At 33.3% G+C, this 17,475-nt stretch carries 14 protein-coding genes and 1 pseudogene; 12 read left to right on the top strand and 3 right to left on the bottom strand.

The features are described from left to right. The first annotated feature begins 292 nt into the window (after positions 1-292). The 5 genes from AC37UB_RS08805 (at position 293) to proS (ending at position 5,207) form a co-directional block, all read left to right on the top strand. A complete protein-coding gene (locus AC37UB_RS08805; RefSeq protein WP_117973515.1) occupies positions 293-1,618 on the top strand; it encodes a CHAP domain-containing protein in 1,326 nt (441 codons plus the stop codon). Positions 1,619-1,759: 141 nt separating this feature from the next. Continuing rightward, entirely contained in the window at positions 1,760-2,044 is a 285-nt protein-coding gene (locus AC37UB_RS08800; protein WP_117973514.1) for a hypothetical protein, read from the top strand. A 62-nt stretch (positions 2,045-2,106) separates the two neighbouring features. Then, a complete protein-coding gene (locus AC37UB_RS08795; protein WP_117973513.1) occupies positions 2,107-2,418 on the top strand; it encodes a nucleotide pyrophosphohydrolase in 312 nt (103 codons plus the stop codon). A gap of 70 nt (positions 2,419-2,488) precedes the next feature. Beyond that, complete coding sequence (locus AC37UB_RS08790; RefSeq protein ID WP_117973512.1) at positions 2,489-3,034, top strand: hypothetical protein; 546 nt, start codon at positions 2,489-2,491, stop codon at positions 3,032-3,034. A 727-nt stretch (positions 3,035-3,761) separates the two neighbouring features. Next, positions 3,762-5,207 carry a proline--tRNA ligase gene (proS, locus tag AC37UB_RS08785; protein ID WP_117973511.1) on the top strand — a complete coding sequence of 482 codons (1,446 nt, stop codon included), beginning with the start codon at positions 3,762-3,764 and terminating at the stop codon, positions 5,205-5,207. Between the two features lie 40 nt (positions 5,208-5,247). On the opposite strand, the pseudogene AC37UB_RS08780 reads toward proS, so the two are convergent. Next, positions 5,248-5,811: pseudogene (locus AC37UB_RS08780) on the bottom strand (histidine phosphatase family protein). A gap of 50 nt (positions 5,812-5,861) precedes the next feature. Continuing rightward, entirely contained in the window at positions 5,862-6,725 is an 864-nt protein-coding gene (locus tag AC37UB_RS08775; RefSeq protein ID WP_490685620.1) for an RluA family pseudouridine synthase, read from the bottom strand. A 169-nt stretch (positions 6,726-6,894) separates the two neighbouring features. Here AC37UB_RS08775 and AC37UB_RS08770 point away from each other — a divergent pair, with 169 nt between their 5' ends. The 5 genes from AC37UB_RS08770 to AC37UB_RS08750 all read left to right on the top strand — a co-directional run bounded on the left by AC37UB_RS08770 (position 6,895) and on the right by AC37UB_RS08750 (position 14,488). After that, the gene (locus AC37UB_RS08770; protein ID WP_490685619.1) at positions 6,895-9,051 is read left to right on the top strand and encodes a PBP1A family penicillin-binding protein; all 2,157 of its coding nucleotides are present in this window, start codon (positions 6,895-6,897) and stop codon (positions 9,049-9,051) included. A gap of 69 nt (positions 9,052-9,120) precedes the next feature. After that, the gene (locus AC37UB_RS08765; protein WP_241699580.1) at positions 9,121-9,468 is read left to right on the top strand and encodes a YlbF/YmcA family competence regulator; all 348 of its coding nucleotides are present in this window, start codon (positions 9,121-9,123) and stop codon (positions 9,466-9,468) included. Positions 9,469-9,570: 102 nt separating this feature from the next. Beyond that, on the top strand, positions 9,571-10,785 hold the full coding sequence (locus AC37UB_RS08760) for a metallophosphoesterase family protein (protein ID WP_241699579.1): 1,215 nt from the start codon (positions 9,571-9,573) through the stop codon (positions 10,783-10,785). Next, the gene (locus AC37UB_RS08755; protein ID WP_490685618.1) at positions 10,782-13,550 is read left to right on the top strand and encodes an AAA family ATPase; all 2,769 of its coding nucleotides are present in this window, start codon (positions 10,782-10,784) and stop codon (positions 13,548-13,550) included. Before AC37UB_RS08760 ends, AC37UB_RS08755 begins: the two co-directional genes overlap by 4 nt. Further along, positions 13,547-14,488, top strand: coding sequence for a 3'-5' exoribonuclease YhaM family protein (locus tag AC37UB_RS08750; protein WP_241699577.1), 942 nt, complete (start codon positions 13,547-13,549; stop codon positions 14,486-14,488). The genes AC37UB_RS08755 and AC37UB_RS08750 overlap by 4 nt, the downstream gene beginning before the upstream one ends. Before the next feature lie 49 nt (positions 14,489-14,537). Here AC37UB_RS08750 and AC37UB_RS08745 read toward each other — a convergent pair whose 3' ends face one another. Then, on the bottom strand, positions 14,538-15,329 hold the full coding sequence (locus AC37UB_RS08745) for a class A sortase (protein ID WP_117973504.1): 792 nt from the start codon (positions 15,327-15,329) through the stop codon (positions 14,538-14,540). Between the two features lie 217 nt (positions 15,330-15,546). On the opposite strand from AC37UB_RS08745, the gene AC37UB_RS08740 reads away from it, so the two are divergent. Both AC37UB_RS08740 and AC37UB_RS08735 read left to right on the top strand, forming a co-directional pair. Continuing rightward, positions 15,547-16,311 carry a hypothetical protein gene (locus AC37UB_RS08740; protein ID WP_117973503.1) on the top strand — a complete coding sequence of 255 codons (765 nt, stop codon included), beginning with the start codon at positions 15,547-15,549 and terminating at the stop codon, positions 16,309-16,311. Positions 16,312-16,409: 98 nt separating this feature from the next. Further along, positions 16,410-17,459: a D-alanine--D-alanine ligase gene (locus tag AC37UB_RS08735; RefSeq protein WP_241699576.1), complete on the top strand. Its 1,050-nt coding sequence runs from the start codon at positions 16,410-16,412 to the stop codon at positions 17,457-17,459. Positions 17,460-17,475 lie beyond the last annotated feature (16 nt).

The raw sequence follows: 17,475 nt of genomic DNA, 5'->3' as shown, positions 1-17,475 counted from the left end.
AAGTAAATAAAACAACTCCTTTAGTCACTAGTATAAACTAGTGACTTTTTTATGACGATTAAAGTGCTATTCAAATAACAAATACATTCTTTTTTTGATTAACAATACATTTCAATTAATCTGAAAATCGATTAAAAACAGAATAACGAAAGTAGAATGAAATGTTTTTGTAACATTTCCTTTATCTATTTGACATATCACTATGTTAAAATAACGGAGTCGTCAAGGAAAGAGAAATTAATAATTAAACACATTTTATATAAATTTAGACAAGTTATTCGGAGGAAGAAAATTGAAGAAGAATATTTTATCAACGATTATGGTATGTTCTATTGCATTAACAGCTGTAGCTAGTCCAAGTATTGCATTAGCAGATTCTGTGGATGTTCAAATTAAACAACAAGATGAAAAAATTAACGCTTTAAAAGGTCAACAAGAAAAAGCACAAGCTGAAATTAATGCTTTGGAATCAAAAGTAGCTTCTGTGAACGAAAAAGTTTCATCTTTAGAAGCTAAACAAGCTAAATTAAGCCAAGATACTGAAAAATTACAGAGTGAGATTGCAACATTAAAAGTTAGAATTGCAAAACGTGAAAAATCAATCCAAAAACAAGCACGTGATGCACAAACAAATGGACAAAGTACAAACTATGTGAATGCTGTTTTAGAAGCTGATTCATTATCAGATGCCATTAGTCGTGTTCATGCAATGAGTACCATTGTAAATGCAAACAACGATTTAGTAAAACAACAAAAAAGAGATCAACAATCAGTTGAAGAAAATATTCAAGAAAATGAAGCAAAAATAAGTGAAATGGCTTCAACACAAAAAGAATTACAAAGTCAAAAAGATTCATTAGCTTCACAACAAGCTGAATTAAATGTACTAAAAACAACTTTAGCAGCGGAACAAGCAACAGCTGAAGGCGATAAAGCTAAATTAAATAAACAAAAAGAAGAAGCAAAAGCTGCACAAATCAAAGTGTTAAAAGCGCAACAAGAAGCTTCTGAAAAACCTGTAGCTGTTAAAGCTGTTAAAGCAGAAAAAACAGTAGACGAGAAGAAAACTGAGACAACAACACAGAATAGTACATCATCGTCAAGTGAACAATCAAGTTCAACAGTACAAGAAAGTAAACCGGTAGAAAAACCAACTACTGAAACAACTACGTCATCAAGTGAAACAACTACATCATCAAATGAGACACCAAGTTCAACTCCTAGTGGAAATACAACTTCTAACGGTAGTGGAGTAGATCATTCAGGGTCAGGAAATATGTATGCTGTGGGGCAATGTACTTGGTACGTGAAAAGTGTTGCTCCGTGGGTAGGTACTTATTGGGGTAACGGTTGCCAATGGGGAGCTTCTGCTGCGGCAGATGGTTACACTGTTAATTCGACCCCAGCAGCAGGTGCGGTAGTAGTATTTGCAGCAGGTCAATCTGTTGGTGGACAATGGACAGCAGATGGTTCTTATGGACATGTTGCTTATGTTGATTCTTACAATGCTTCAAATAATACTATTACAATTTCGCAAGGTGGTACTGGATTTTCTTCACCAACTGGACCAAACAGCCAAACAATTAGTGCGTCAGGATATACTTATATTCATCGCTAAGATTAAATAATTTGAAACACACAACATATTATATGCTATATGTTGTGTGTTTTTTTATAAAAATATTTCTTAAATAAATCGACTTTTTATCATTTTTTAGTAGTATAGTATTGTATGATAGGAAAAAAAGGAGGAATTAGTATGATAAATGGTTTAGATACATTGTTTATCTCAAAAGAAAATTATGACTTGTTTTTAAAAGCAGTGGAAGAAAAACTTAGTGATGAAAGTAAACTAGCGATTGTATTAGATGAATTAAAGGAAAAAATAGAAAATGGAATCAAAGATCTTGATATTAAAGAGAACGACAAATGGAATATATTGACAGTTGTGTTATCTAGTCAATATTTTTCTCCACAAAAAGTTTTTATATGTGATGTTCATTTAATTAAACAACCAGATGGACATATTAAAATTAAATATTAACGATAAAAATTCGAGTAGCCCCCTACCAATATGTGTAGGGTTTTTTGTTATAATAGAAATAAATGATAGAAAGTGTGATAAGGTTGACATCGATAGAGAGAATCAATGAATTTAGAAAAGCACGTGGGTGGAATCATGCAAGCAAGGAAAAGGATTTAGCTATTTCTATTTCTTTAGAAGCTAATGAGTTACTAGAATTATTTCAATGGTTAGATAATTCAGAAGCAGTGAAACAAACAGAGCGTCTCGAAGAAGAATTAGCAGACGTATTAATTTATTCTTATACTTTAGCAGATAAACTAGGGTTTAACATAGATGATATCATTGAGAAAAAACTGATAAAGAATGCTCAAAAATATCCTGTTAACAGATGATATAACAGTATGTCTTTTTTTGTGTTTAAGTTATAATATAAGAGTAAATAAAGGTATTGGAGGAGAAGAAATGTTTGAACAAAAAAAAGTATACAAAAGTTTGGAAAATAGGCAGTTTACTCCGCAAAGTTTACTAGCAGAATTATCAGATTTAAAACAGTTTGAATTTGAAAATATTTCTTATACAGGTATTAGTTTAAATATAGAAATGTTAATTACACAATATATACGTGATGATAAATTTCGATTAATTGAAGCTAAAGGAGGATTGGCTAAAAAAAGTTATGATATGTGGTATCATGATTTATCATTGGCTATAGAAATCTTTAATCATTTTGCTGAATATACAAAATTAAACTTTGATATTTATGTGAAAGAAGCACATAAATTTGAAAAGGAGACAGGTTTTTCTAATACCTCTAAAGAATATAAAGAATATTTTGAACAAGGAAATTCAATGTATTTTCACGACATGCTACACATCGTATTTGATTTATCTAGAAAAATTGATTTGAGTATCGAAGATTTTAAAGAAGCACTAATAGCTGATGGTGAAGATATCACTCAGTATAAGTTACCTAAAAAAAATGTATTTGAAGGTAAAGACACCATATAAACATAAAATTTATGAGTCGGTTTTTTCATTCAATAATCAAAAAAGGTTAATAGCAGTGCTTTGTAGGTAAGTTCGCGTGTCTTTTATTTTTATTTGCTATTAATTAAATGAAAAACTGTAAAAATTAAGGATTATCGTTTTATAGAGCAAGAGATTTATTCAAGATTACGACAAGGTATGTCTAAAAGTGATAGTATCTTTTTTCTTTCAATTAATTAACAAGCTAAAAAAGATTTTGATCAAAAAGTTAAACATTAACGGTCTGATTATCCATAAAGTACTGGAAAAAATCAGCCATGGGGAAAGGATCGTCATGGCATTGACTTAAAAATTATTCACTTTGTCATAGAATCTAAAATAGTTTGATTATTGATAATAAGTTATTAGAGAGTTACTCTAGTTTTGAAACTAATATTTATCCTTAGAAAGATCGTCCTTCTAAGGAATTTTTGTGATTGACAAAAATTATTGTAGATGCTAGATTTACGTTATACAGATATTGTCTTGGAATAGTAGAGGGTGAGTTTTATTTTAGAGAGGAGTCGGGTGGTGGAAAGACTCTATCAAGCCCCCTTGAACCTACCAAGAAGCATCGTTTAGTTAACGTTATCAACTAATGAAGTTGTAAAGTATGATTCTACTTTAAAGCAAGGTGGCACCGCCTATTTTGGTCCTTGCAAAGTAGAGTCTTTTTTTATACATAAAAATAGACAGGAGAAGAGATTAAATGGCTAAAAAACAAGGCTTTGTCAAACAAATTACAAGTAGAGAGGATGATTTTGCAAAATGGTATACAGATGTTTGCCTTAAGTCGGAACTGTGTGATTACTCTAGCGTAAAAGGATCAATGGTTATCCGACCAACAGGAACCGCAATTTGGGAAAAAATCCGTGATGTAGTGGATGCCAGGTTAAAGGAAACAGGGCATCAAAATGTGATGATGCCACTACTTGTCCCAGAACATTTATTATTAAAAGAAGCGGAGCATGTTGAGGGATTTGCTCCAGAAGTTGCTTGGGTAACAATGGGCGGTGAAACAAAGTTAAGTGAACGCTTAGCGATTCGTCCAACGTCAGAAGTGTTGTTTTGTGAGCATTTTAAAACAGTGATTCATTCTCATCGTGATTTACCAGTCTTGTATAATCAATGGGCGAATGTCATGCGTTGGGAAAAAAATACTCGCCCGTTTTTACGCACAACAGAATTTTTTTGGCAAGAGGGTCATACTTGTCATGTGAGTCATGAAGAAGCAGAGAAAGAAGCGTTAATGATTCTTGATATGTATGTGGATGTTTGTGAAAATATTCTAGCTATCCCCGTAGTAACAGGTGTTAAATCAGAAAGTGAAAAATTTGCTGGAGCAGAAAAAACCTATACAAATGAAACGTTGATGTATGATGGAAAAGCATTGCAAATTAATACCTCTCATCATTTAGGAGATCATTTTGGTAAAGCATTTGACATCACTTACACAGATAAGGAAGGAAAAGAGCAGTTTGTTTATACAACGTCATGGGGGCTAACAACACGTACTATTGGTGGAATGATTATGGTTCATAGTGACGATCGTGGGTTAGTTTTACCTCCAAGAATTGCTCCAATACAGGTTATCATCATCCCTATCGCCCAACATAAAGAAGGTGTCTTAGATAAAGCAGATGAATTAAAAGGTATGTTATCAGATGTGGCAACGATTAAAGTAGACGATAGCGACAAGCAACCTGGCTGGAAATTTAGTGAAGCTGAAATGAAAGGCTATCCTATTCGTATTGAAATGGGACCTAAAGATATTGAAAATAATCAAGTTATTGTCGTTCGACGAGATACCCTAGAAAAAATAACCGTACCGTTTGATGACACATTGCCAACCGTTATCTCTGAATTATTAGAAGCCATTCACCATGACATGTTAGCTAAAGCACGAAAACGTCAAGAAGAAAAAACGCGTATTGCCACAACAAAAGAAGAGTTTAATCGATTAATCGAAGAAGGCGGATTTGTATTAGCACCATGGTCAGGTGATGAAGCTGTGGAAGAGTTAATCAAAGAACAAACAGGTGCTACGTCTCGTTGCTGGAGTTTTGATCATCAACAAGATGATTTAACAGGATTGAAAGATTTATGGAACGGTAAGCCCGCTAAGTACATGATGCATTGGGCAAAAGCTTATTAATAATAACAAAAAGACAGTCACCTAAACAGGTGCTGTCTTTTTAAAATGTGTGGTTAATTGCTTCTATAAATTCAAATTTTCCGTTATCAAAGGCAAATTTTAAAATACAACAATTTGAAAACGAGATGGATGTTACTTTTTCGTACTCTAACCATGCTTGAATAAACAAATACATCGCACCACCATGGCTAACAGCCAACACAGTATCTTGAGGATCATTTGTCATAACATCTGTTAGAGTGTCTACCATTCGTTGTTGGACGTCTTTAGACGACTCGCCACCATAGGCTACAAATGAATCTCCAAACGAGGTGTCACCTTTTTTTCGTTTAGGGTTGAGTCGTTCACTTTCGCCTTAAAATAAACCAAAATTCCATTCTTTTATTCCTTTTAATCGTGTGTATTCAGTGTGTCCGGCGATGATTTCTAGCGTGTCGCATGCTCGTTCTTGAGTAGAAGAATAAAATGAATCGATGTTGATATTGTTGTCATCAAAATACTTTTTAGCGATAGTTGCCTGTCTAATCCCTTCATCGGTTAATGGTGAATCACAAGCTCCTTGCACCTTGCCAAGTTGGTTAAACAGTGTTTGACCGTGCCTCATTAAATAAAGTGTCTTTGCCAATTAACATCAGTCCTTTCTTTAATAGGTAATTAGTCAAATAAAAAAGGTGTCGCTTGTACGTTTATTTCTTCCTTAGTAAAAGGATGAATGAGATGGAGAGATTTAGCATGTAATTGAAGTCTCTTTGCATGCGACGTTGGATTGTATAGTGGGTCACCGATAATTGGATGATGAATACTTTCCAAATGAACACGTATTTGATGTGTGCGACCAGTATCTAATTGACATTCTATTCGCGTTTTGTTATTTAATCGCTCTACGACTGTTACATGTGTAGTGGCTTTATCTCCTTTTTTGGAATCAATGACTCGTTTCCTACGATCGTGGCGATGCCTTCCGATAGGTTGATTGATTGTAAAGTGTGTCTTTTTTATTAAACCACTTACCTCTGCTTCATAATACCTATTTATTTCTTTTTGTTCAAGTAATCTACTTAAAACTGGTAATATAACAGGATTTTTTGCAAATACAATCGCTCCACTGGTTTCCTTATCTAATCGATGGACAACATATGGGAGTTGATTTTTAGGCTTTAAGTAAGCAGTAAGGTCATTTAATAATGTATCGGTTTCTTTTGGTTGGTTTGGATGTGTTTTTTGTCCGTGAGGTTTATTCACAATAATTAGATGGTCATCTTCCCATAGCACATTAATAGCCTTGGCATTACCAGAAATAATATGAGGAATAGTGTAATCATCTTCTTCAAAGATTAACGTAATCTTATCTCCAGACTCGACAGTTTCGTGAAACATGACGGGAGCATTATTTTTTAACACATTTTTACGCGTTCTAAGAAAATGTCTTACTTTTCTAGGAATAAGCCACTCTGTTTCTAAGAGTTCTCGAACAGTTATTTGAGTTGTTGAGGGAGGTAGAGTAATAGAAAGTTGCATATGTAGACTCCTTTTTCTAATTTAAACGTTTTTTAAAAAATAACATGTAGTAATTTAATTTTTAAATGGTATATTAAAGTGACTTATGAAGATAAGTCTTTAGACGTATTAGTTATTTCTGATAATATGATACACTAAATTTATAAAATTTAATAGAAAGGACGTTATCATGGAGCATATTAAGAAGTATTTTGAAGTGATAAAATCCTGGTTAATAAGGTTTGGTACGTGGTTGCAGCCTCACTGGCAAACGTTTCGTATCCATCAAAAAAGAATATGGAAAAAATATCATATTAATAAAATTATTTTGTTAGTGACATTAACCGTTATTTTAGTCACAAGTCTTTATTTATTTTACCTGGCTAAAAGTATGAATGTGTCAGGCTTAAAAGCTGGTTTGGAACAATCAACGACGATTTATGATAAAGATGGAGATGAGGCAGGTAAGCTTCGAAAAAATGGTGGGACATTTGTAACGCTAGATAATATTTCCCCTCATGTAGTAGACGCACTTATCTCAACAGAAGATCGTCGGTTTTATAAACATAAGGGATATGATGTAAAAGGAATTATGAGAGCGGCTGTTAGGAAGGTCATTAGACGAAATAATAGTGGCGGTGGCGGTAGTACCATTACACAACAGCTAGCTAAAAATGCCTTTTTAGACCAACAGCAAAATTTTACTCGTAAAGCAAAAGAACTTTTTCTAGCAATCGAACTTGAAAAAGAGTACTCAAAAGATGAAATATTGGAAATGTACTTGAATAAATCTTACTTTGGTAGTGGGGTTTGGGGAATTCAAGACGCGTCAAAAAAATATTTTGGTAAAGATGCTAAAGATTTGACTGTTGATGAAGCAGCTGTATTAGTCGGCGCCTTGAAAGGTCCTAGTTTATATAACCCGATTGATCATATGGACTATGCTGTAAACAGACGTAATACAGTCTTATCTGTGATGGTGGATAATGGAAAATTAGATAAAGCAACCGCAGATAGGCTGATGAAAGAACCGATATATTTAACAGATACATATGTCCCGGATAAAGATACCTATAAATATCCTTATTATTTTGACGCGGTCATTTCTGAAGCGGTTGATAAAACGAAATTGACTGACGCTGACATTTCAAGTGGTGGTTACAAAATATACACAGCACTAGATCAAGTGTATCAACAGGGAATGGATCAAACCTTTGCTAATGATAGTTTATTTCCACCAGCAGCATCAGATGGTGAAATTGTAGAAGGGACATCTGTTGCGATTAATCCTAGTTCTGGTGGTGTGATGGGGATTGTCGGGGGACGTGGTGAGTATACTTATCGGGGCTGGAATCGTGCGACTAACTCTTATTTATCACCAGGATCAACAATGAAGCCTTTATCTGTTTATACATCGGCATTAGAAGCAGGGTATAAACCAGATGATATGTTAAAAGATGAAGAATTACCTTATTATGATGTACATAATTTTTCGCATACATATAGTGGTGAGACATCTATGACGAATGCCTTGATTCATAGTTTAAATGCTCCTGCTGTTTGGTTAATGCATGAAATTGGCATTGATAGAGGGTATAAAAAAGTGGAACAATTTGGTGTTAAACTAGATGAAAAAGATAAATATTACGGTTTAGCGTTAGGTGGACTAACCAAAGGAGCTAGACCAATTGATATGGCAAGTGCATACACCGTATTTGCTAATGAGGGAGTTAGAAACGAAACACATTTTATTACCAAGATTGAGGATTCACATGGTGTGATTATTTATGAAAATCAAAAGCCGAAATCTACACGCGTGACAACGCCTGAAGTAGCTGAAGAGATGACTAGCATGCTTCAAGGGGTTTATAGTACGGGAACAGGTGCTGCAGCTCAGCCGTATGGTTATCAAATAGCCGGTAAAACAGGAACGACTGAGAATATTAATGCAGATGGTATGTCGAAAGATCAATGGATGATTGGTTATACTCCTGACGTGGTGGTCGCAACATGGATTGGTTTTGATAAAAGTGGGCCGGATCATTATTTGCCAGGTAATGACAGTAGTTATATTTCTAATATTTTCAGAACAGAGATGCAAAGTATATTAGGAGCTTCTCCAAACACACCATTTCCAGTGAAAGATGTGACACAGTCAACGGATTATATCGATAATCAAGAAAATGATACAAGGACTGATGGTAAATTAGATGGAATTGGTGACAAACTAAACGATGTTGGTGGAAAAATTAAACAAGGTGCAGACACTGTAGGAGACGGCATCAAAAAAGGATTAGACAAAGTGGGTGAAGTTTGGCAAGGTATCTGGGGTAAGGTAACTCAATAATATTAGGCTTTTTCTTTGAAACATGTTACAATATTAGGAGAATAAATTTCTATTTAAAGGAGCTTATATATGTCAAATAATATTTATGATAGTGCTAACCAAATTGAACGTGAAATTCGCCAAATGGATGAATTTTTAGCATTGAGTGATGCTTTTGACGCAGTGAAAGAAAATGAAGAAGCTTTTGAATTATTCAAAGCTTTTCAAGAATTGCAAATGACATTACAACAAAAACAAATGCAAGGTGAAGAATTTTCGGATGAAGATGCTAAGCAAGCACAAGAAATGGCTGAAAAAGTTCAAGGTGAAGCATTAATTCAAGATTTAATGCAAAAAGAACAAGCATTTAGCATGATTGTTAATGACTTAAACCGCATCATTATGCAACCAGTTCAAGATTTATATACGTTAGATTAATCGACACAATAATGGGTGGTTAAGCAAAGAGCTTAACCACCTATATTTTTTATAGAACTTATTCTGATTAAACATTATGAATGGCTAAAAGGAGTGTGACACATGAAATTTATTCATATGGCAGATTTGCATATCGATCAACCTTTTTCTGGTATTACAACAGAAGATGTAACATTTCAAAAAGAGATACAACAAATAAATTATAAAGTGTTTGAGACCATTATAGAAAATTGTATTAAGGAGTCAGTTGATTTCTTATTGATAGTTGGAGATACGTTCCATCAAGCAACATCGTCTATCTATACACAAAAATTTGTAATGGATCAATTTAGGCGTCTAGAAAAAGAACAAATCAAAGTAGTGATGTCTTTTGGAAATCATGATTATTATACGAAAAGTCGTTACTGGTTTGAATGGCCACAAAACGTCATATTATTTGATACTGAAGAAGTTACGACAAAGGTTCTACAAATGACAAATGGACAAAGTGTTTCTATTAGTGGTTTTTCTTATGAACATCAGTGGATTAAAGGCAATAAAGCGTTAGATTATCCAAGTAGAAGTATGGAAACAGATTATCACATTGGATTTTATCATGGTGAGATAGCACAAGAAGGAAAATATGCTCCGTTTCTTTTATCTGATTTAAAACCAACATATGATTATTGGGCATTAGGGCATATTCATAAGACAGAGGTGTTAACAGATAAACCACTAACTATTTATCCAGGAACTCCTCAAGGACATACTCGAAAAGAGAGACAGACTAAGGGAGTTAGTCTGGTTGAAGTCAATGGCTCTAGTGTATCGCAAAAATTTATCGATGTAAGTAAAGCAGCATGGGTGCAACAAGATATCTCATTAAAAGAAATAATACGATCAGATCAACTAACAAAAATTGAAAAAGAAATCATGGCAGCAAAATATACAAAAGAGGTAACCTTACTAGTAGTAAAATTGAGTCCATCTTCTGAAGAAGGACTAAGTGAGCTACTTTTAAATAAAGAAGAAATATTAGGTTATCTTCAACGTCAATTATTAAGAAAAACTTCTTATTATATTTGGTTAGTCGATATAATGATTGAGCCAATCGAGATAGATCAACTTATTATGGGATTTGATTCAAGTTTAGTCGATGATTTAGCACAACATTTCTTGAAGCGTAATGAATTTAATGATGTTGCGAAGGATATTGTGCAACAACCAGTAATTGGAACGAATATTGTATTTGATGAAGAAGATATGGAACGTATTGTAGAAGAAAGTAGCCAATTAGTGAAGGACAAAATGATTTTTAAAAATGGAGTAGGCCAATGAAAATAAGACGATTATACATTAATGGATTTGGAAAATTTAATAATCAAGTATTTAACTTAAAAGAAGATAATCAACTCATTTTTGGTGATAATGAATCAGGAAAATCCACATTATATCATTTTATACGGACTATTTTATTTGGTTTTCCTAAAAAACGTGATATGACACGTGATTTTACACCAGTAGCTGGAGCGACATATGGTGGGCATTTAATTATCGATCACCCAGTTCATGGTGAAATTTACGTTGAGCGATTTAAAGAAAAAAATAAAGGGCAGGCATATGTGCGTTTAGAAGATGGTCAAGTAGGAGACGAGAGACTTCTAACAACTATTTTATCACCTTTAACACGTGAAATTTTTGATGAGGTGTTTAGCTTTCAGCAAGAACAGTTGGTTGATTTAGATGATTTAAATGAAGTTAGATTGCAACGTTTACTGTTGACAGTTGGTTTAACAGGAAGTGAACGACTAACTGCCATATCAAATGATTTTCTAAAAGATAGACAACAAATATATAAACCTTCTGGACGAATTCCGTTATTAAATCAACAATTAAAAGAATTCAACCGTTTGGAACAGAGTATTCGTTTAGTTGAAGAACAAGAACAAACTTACCAAAATAAATGGGATCGACGAATAGAATTAGAAGAGTTGTTGGAAAAAGAACGTAAGGAGTTGGAAGATAGCTATTCCTTAGAAAAGACATTGCTAGATCAGCAAAAATATTTTCCTCTATACACCGAATGGCAAACATTGAACAGGGAGACCGGTGGAAAGAAAGAAAAAGACGCTGCCTCACAAACAACCATTAAGAGTGTGTCAGACGCATTACAGGAATATCGTTTTTTAACAAAAAAAGAGACTGAACTATTAGAAAATCAAAGTGAAATCATTAAAGACATTACTCCAGCTGTTCAATTTTATCTTGAGAATCAAGAATTATTTGAACAATTATTAGATGATCAATTGAGTGTTCAATCAATCAGTGAGCGACAAGAGGTTATGCAACAGCAACTCGATGCCTATACATCAAATAAAAAAGAATTATATGAAAAATATCGTTTATCAGATGCATTACTTGATGTGGTAATTGAAGAACAGGAAGAAATATCATTAAAAGAATTGGCAGAAGTTGAGGAAGAATTATTACGGAAACAAGTGATATTATCCAATGAACAAAGCCGATTATCCATTCGTCAGCGAAAACTAGATTATGAATTATCTGAATCAGAAAATCAATTAGATACTTCATCTGCATCGATTAATGAGGAACATCTAGATAATAGCCCATTTCTTGATTCATTTACGATAAAAATGTTTTCAGGGCTCTCAATAGCGATTGCTATTATGATGCTACTACTGGCAATTGTGTTAGGTGTATCATGGCTATATGTGATTGTCGTTATTTTTGCGGGGTTAGGTATTTATGGTTTTATGAATACATCTAGGGTACCAAAGTCGTCATCTGTGACCCCAGAAGAAGCCAAAACATTATATAAACAACAATTAGGCGAGGCGGATCAACTAGCTGGCGAGTTATATGAATTGGAAAAAGAACTAGCTAATTTTGAAGAACAGGATGCGTTAGTAAAAAAACAAAAAGAACAATGGGCGACAGCATATGGCTTCTCTACAGATGAGACGGTTTCAATGTGGTTAACTACATTACCTGTTTTTAGTCAATTACGTGACATTCAAAAAAATGAACAAGAGATGCAACAACAGCTTGAAACGATTGATAAAGCAATTGATTCTTATAAACAATCACTTTCTTTTGCTAAAGAGTGGATTCCTTTAGAAGATAAAAATATTCGTGATGGCTTTAAAGAAGTCAAACAATTTGTTGAGGCACAAAAAGAAGCAATTAATCGTCTGGAAGGTAGTGAAACAAGCAATATTCAAAGTGAACTAGCCTCTATTCGACATCAAAAAGCGGCTAGTCAACAATTGGTTAATCAATTAATTGATCAACATGAGGCTACGCCAATTGATATAGCTAAAGAATGGTTAAATCATCAAGAACAGCTAAATCAAAATGCTAAACGTTTAAGCGAATTAGAACGTCAGTTAGAGCACGTGTTCGATTTATCTAAAGAATACAAATTACTTTCAATCAACCGCGAAGTAATGAAGGTAAAAGAAATTCAGGATGAACTGAAAGATAAACAACGAATGTATCAAATAGAATGGCAACAAATTGATTATGATATGAAGCAAATGGAAAAAAATGGCTCATTAGATGATTTGAGACAAGAAAGAGCCACTCAATTAGCAAAAATTGAAGAAATGACAGAGCAATGGTTAACGTTACGATTTTCTGAAGAGTTGATTCAACGGCTATTTCAATACTTATCAGATCAACAATTACCAACATTACTTGGTACAGTCACAGGTTATTTCAATCTATTAACTAATAAAAAATATCATAAGGTATTAATAGAAGATGGTAGATTATGGGTCGTTGATACAACGCAACAGTCTTGGACAATTGATCAACTATCTACTGGGACAAAAGATCAATTATATATGGCTTTTCGTCTAGCTTTTATTCATTTACATAGTGAGGATTACGGTTCACCAATTGTTATAGATGATGGCTGGCTCCATTTTGATGATTCACGTAAGGCAACTTTATTTAATTTATTAGATATGTTAGGAAAAGATAATCAAGTTATTTGTTTAACATCTGATAAAGCAATGAGAGAATATTTTAAAATGAAAGATCAATCTGTTTTGGTTATTGGAGAGGAAGAAACAGCATGAAAAAATTAAGGGAACTTTCTGTAGATGAAACATTTGAAGCATTTGTCTTATTAAAAACAGCGGATGTTCGAGTAGCGAGAAATGGAAAAAAATTCATTGCGTTTACATTCCAAGATAATTCAGGCACGATAGATGGTAAGTACTGGGGAGCATCAGAAGAAGATATTGAGCTATTTACAACTGGTAAAGTTGTGTTCTTAAATGGTAAACGTGAGCTGTATCAAAATATGCCTCAAGTCAAAATTCTTCATATGCGTTTAGCTAAAAATGATGAACCGGTTGATCCGTCTTTATACATGGAAAAAGCACCTATTGATATTGATGAGATGAAACAGGAATTTAATGATTACTTACTAGATATTACTCAAGCAAAATGGCACCGTATTGTCCGTCATATTCTTAGTAAGTATCAAAAAGAATTTTTTGAATACCCAGCAGCAAAACGAAACCATCATGCGTTTGCAGGAGGGTTGGCTTTCCATACTTTAACCATGTTACGCTTAGCAAAATCTGTCTCACAAGAATACACAGAACTAAATCCGTCTTTGTTATATGCAGGTGTTATGTTGCATGACTTGGGGAAAGTACATGAACTATCAGGTCCTGTCGCAACAGAGTATACCTTAGCAGGAAATTTATTAGGACATATTGTGATGATTGATGAAGAAATAACAAAGGCTTGTATAGAATTAAATATTTCAGAACTAGATGAGGAAGTACTAGTTCTTAAGCATGTTGTATTAGCACACCATGGTTTGTTGGAATATGGATCACCTGTTAGGCCTAAAATTATGGAAGCAGAAATATTGCATCATTTAGATAATTTAGACGCATCAATGCAAATGATGTTAGGATCATTAAAACAAGTAAATCCTGGGGAGTATACAGAACGTATTTTTGGATTGGACAATCGAAATTTTTATTTACCAAATATTTAAAAAGCATTGAACATAAGAAACATTCTTGTGTTCAATGCTTTTTACTATATTAATAATAATTGTTTTGTGCTAATTCAAAAGCATCACGCATATCCTTTGGTGCTTTTTTTCCATTCACTTTTTTTACGAGTTCACCTTGTAAAATAAGACGGTGTTCACCAGATGTATCACAAGTGACTAAAGTAACCTGACGTTTTTCAGGAACATCTTCAATAACATCTACTCTTGTTGGTTCTACATATTCTTTCATGGTAACTTTATATTCATAGATATACTCTAAATCTGTGAGATAAATAGAAGATCCAAGTTCCACTCGGACTAAAGGAGCAAATAACAAAGTAGGATCATACATATAATGACTAGCTAAAGCATAGTTTCCAAACCCCATTTTCTGATCGGGTTTCATCGTTCCAGCTCCAACAGAAATAACGTAATTAGAAACCCCTTTTAGAATCGGTAAATTTAAATCCACACTGGGTATAGCAATACCACCCACAACATCTCCGACATCACGACCACGTGATTTAGTGACAGTATTGAAATCTAGCGATTCTACTTGATCAAAATCAAAAGTTGCTTCTTTTTGTTCATTTTTAACAACATCATCTCGAGTTATTTTATTGACTTGATATTGTGCCGTATTTTCTTTTACAAGATAATTTTTAATCTGGTTATTAAAAATTAATGCAATCCCTACTAAAAAAAGAATAATCATGATTAGATTAAAAAAGAAATGTTTAAATCGTTGCCCAATCGATTTTTTTTTGGTTTGATGTTTTGTTGAACGTTTTTTTTGTGATGAATCATTTTTGTTAGAGATGATATTAGCCCCCTTTTTCATGTAATTCTATCAACTATCATACCATAATAATTTTAAAAATAAAGAAAGTAGGGTGATAAAACAACATTACGTTATTATGCCGTTTTTTTAAATACCTCACTAGATTTGTAATACAAACGTAATTAAACTGCTAGGGTTTATGTGTTCATTTTGTTAAGGAAAAATGGTATAGTTGTATTAATGGAAATTACTAGTAGAAGAAAGATAGGTGAAGGTGTTGCGACGAAATATATATGTTCATTTAGATGGTATTAGTAACTCGGTTTTAACAAAGGGACTTAGCCATCAAGACTTTGATCGTTATACTATTCATCGTCCCAAAAACTTACTATTGCTAGATGCTAGTGAGCTAGAGGGGGAGTATGAAGCGCATACTGGATTTAGGGTAATACGCGGCCAGGAAAATGTTGATCGATATTTAAGCAATTTAAATTATAATAAAAGGCGAGAAATTAAATGGTTAGATTTTGAAGAATATGATACATTAAAACGTTTGACAGCAAATGAAATTGCTGAAATATTGTATTTATCCCATATGAAGATGCAATTGCGTTCGCCTTTTTTTTATAAATTACAAAACAATTATGCTTTTTTTGAGACAGAACAAGAAGTGATGAAAGTATATTATCGAAATATAGACGAATTTTATCAGTCTTTATCTCAAAAAATTACTGATAAAGTTTTATACCAATTAAATGCTAATCGCTCTCTATTCTCAAAACGCTATACTAATATAACGCCTTTACCATACGATATAGTAAAAGAGTTAAAAAGTATTATGCAAGAAGGGACTGTATTTGAGTTTTCACAAGTTGGTCTAGATAATGGGGAGTATAAAATACCCGTACATGTTGTTGAAGATAATCTTAGAAAAATTGAGAGTAATCAATTATTTTTGGAAGAAAAAGTAGGTGTTTTAATCTATCAACATCAAAAGATGTCATGGTATTTTAAGACGGTAGATAACCCGATATTGTTTTAGTGCAGTGCTTCTTTTATTTATATAGATAAAAAATAAGGAATAGAATTTTGCTGAAAACTGGAGTATAATTAAGTCCTAGTAAATTTAGGAGGACAACCATGAAGATTTTTTTAGTATATGGTGGTAAAAGTGCTGAACATGATGTATCAATTCTATCGGCCTTTTCAATTTTACAAGCAATTTATTATAACTATTATTCAGTTCAATTAGTTTATATTACGAAAGATGGTAATTGGCTAAAGGGACCTGTGTATCATGAGGCACCTTTAAATAAAGAATCTCTACACTTAACGATTGCCAATGCTCAACCTATTTTACCAAGTGATTTAAAAGAAGGAAATGCGGTTATTTTTCCAGTATTACATGGTCCTAATGGAGAAGATGGTACGATTCAAGGATTATTTGAAGTATTAAATATGCCGTATGTTGGTGCGGGAGTTTTGGCTAGTGCATGTGCTATGGATAAAATCATTGGTAAACAGTTATTCCAGCAAGTCGGTATTCCTCAATTACCATATGTTGCAGTAACTAAAACGGGCTATAAAGATCACCAAGAAGACATTTTGTTAGAGTGTGAAGGTAGTTTGATTTACCCAATGTTTGTTAAACCAGCTAACATGGGTTCAAGTGTCGGTATTAATAAAGCTGAATCTCGTGAAGAATTAGTTCAGGCAATAGATGAGGCATTCCGTTTTGATCGACGTGTCATTGTGGAGCAAGGAATTGAAGCACGCGAATTAGAAGTTGCCGTATTGGGTAATGATGAAATCAGAACAACTTTAGCTGGAGAGATTGTTAAAGATGTGGCATTTTATACATACGAATCAAAATATTTGGACAATAAAGTGGAATTACAAATTCCAGCAGATATTTCAGCTGAATTACAAGAAACATTACAATATTATGCTAAAAAAGCGTACCAAACACTAGATGGTAGTGGATTGAGTCGCTGTGACTTCTTTTTAACAGCTAATAATGAGGTATTCCTAAATGAAGTGAATACGATGCCAGGTTTTACACCATTTAGTATGTATCCGTTACTATGGAAAAATATGGGATTAAATTATGGTGACTTGCTAGAAGAATTGATTCAATTAGCTAAACTACGTTTTGAAAAAAAACAACAAATTGAAGTTGAGCAGTTGTAGAGTTGGACGCTTGTTC

The organism is Vagococcus changpingensis, from assembly GCF_058211775.1.
The sequence above is the reverse complement of the archived record's forward strand: the minus strand, read 5'-3'. Positions and strand labels throughout refer to the sequence as shown.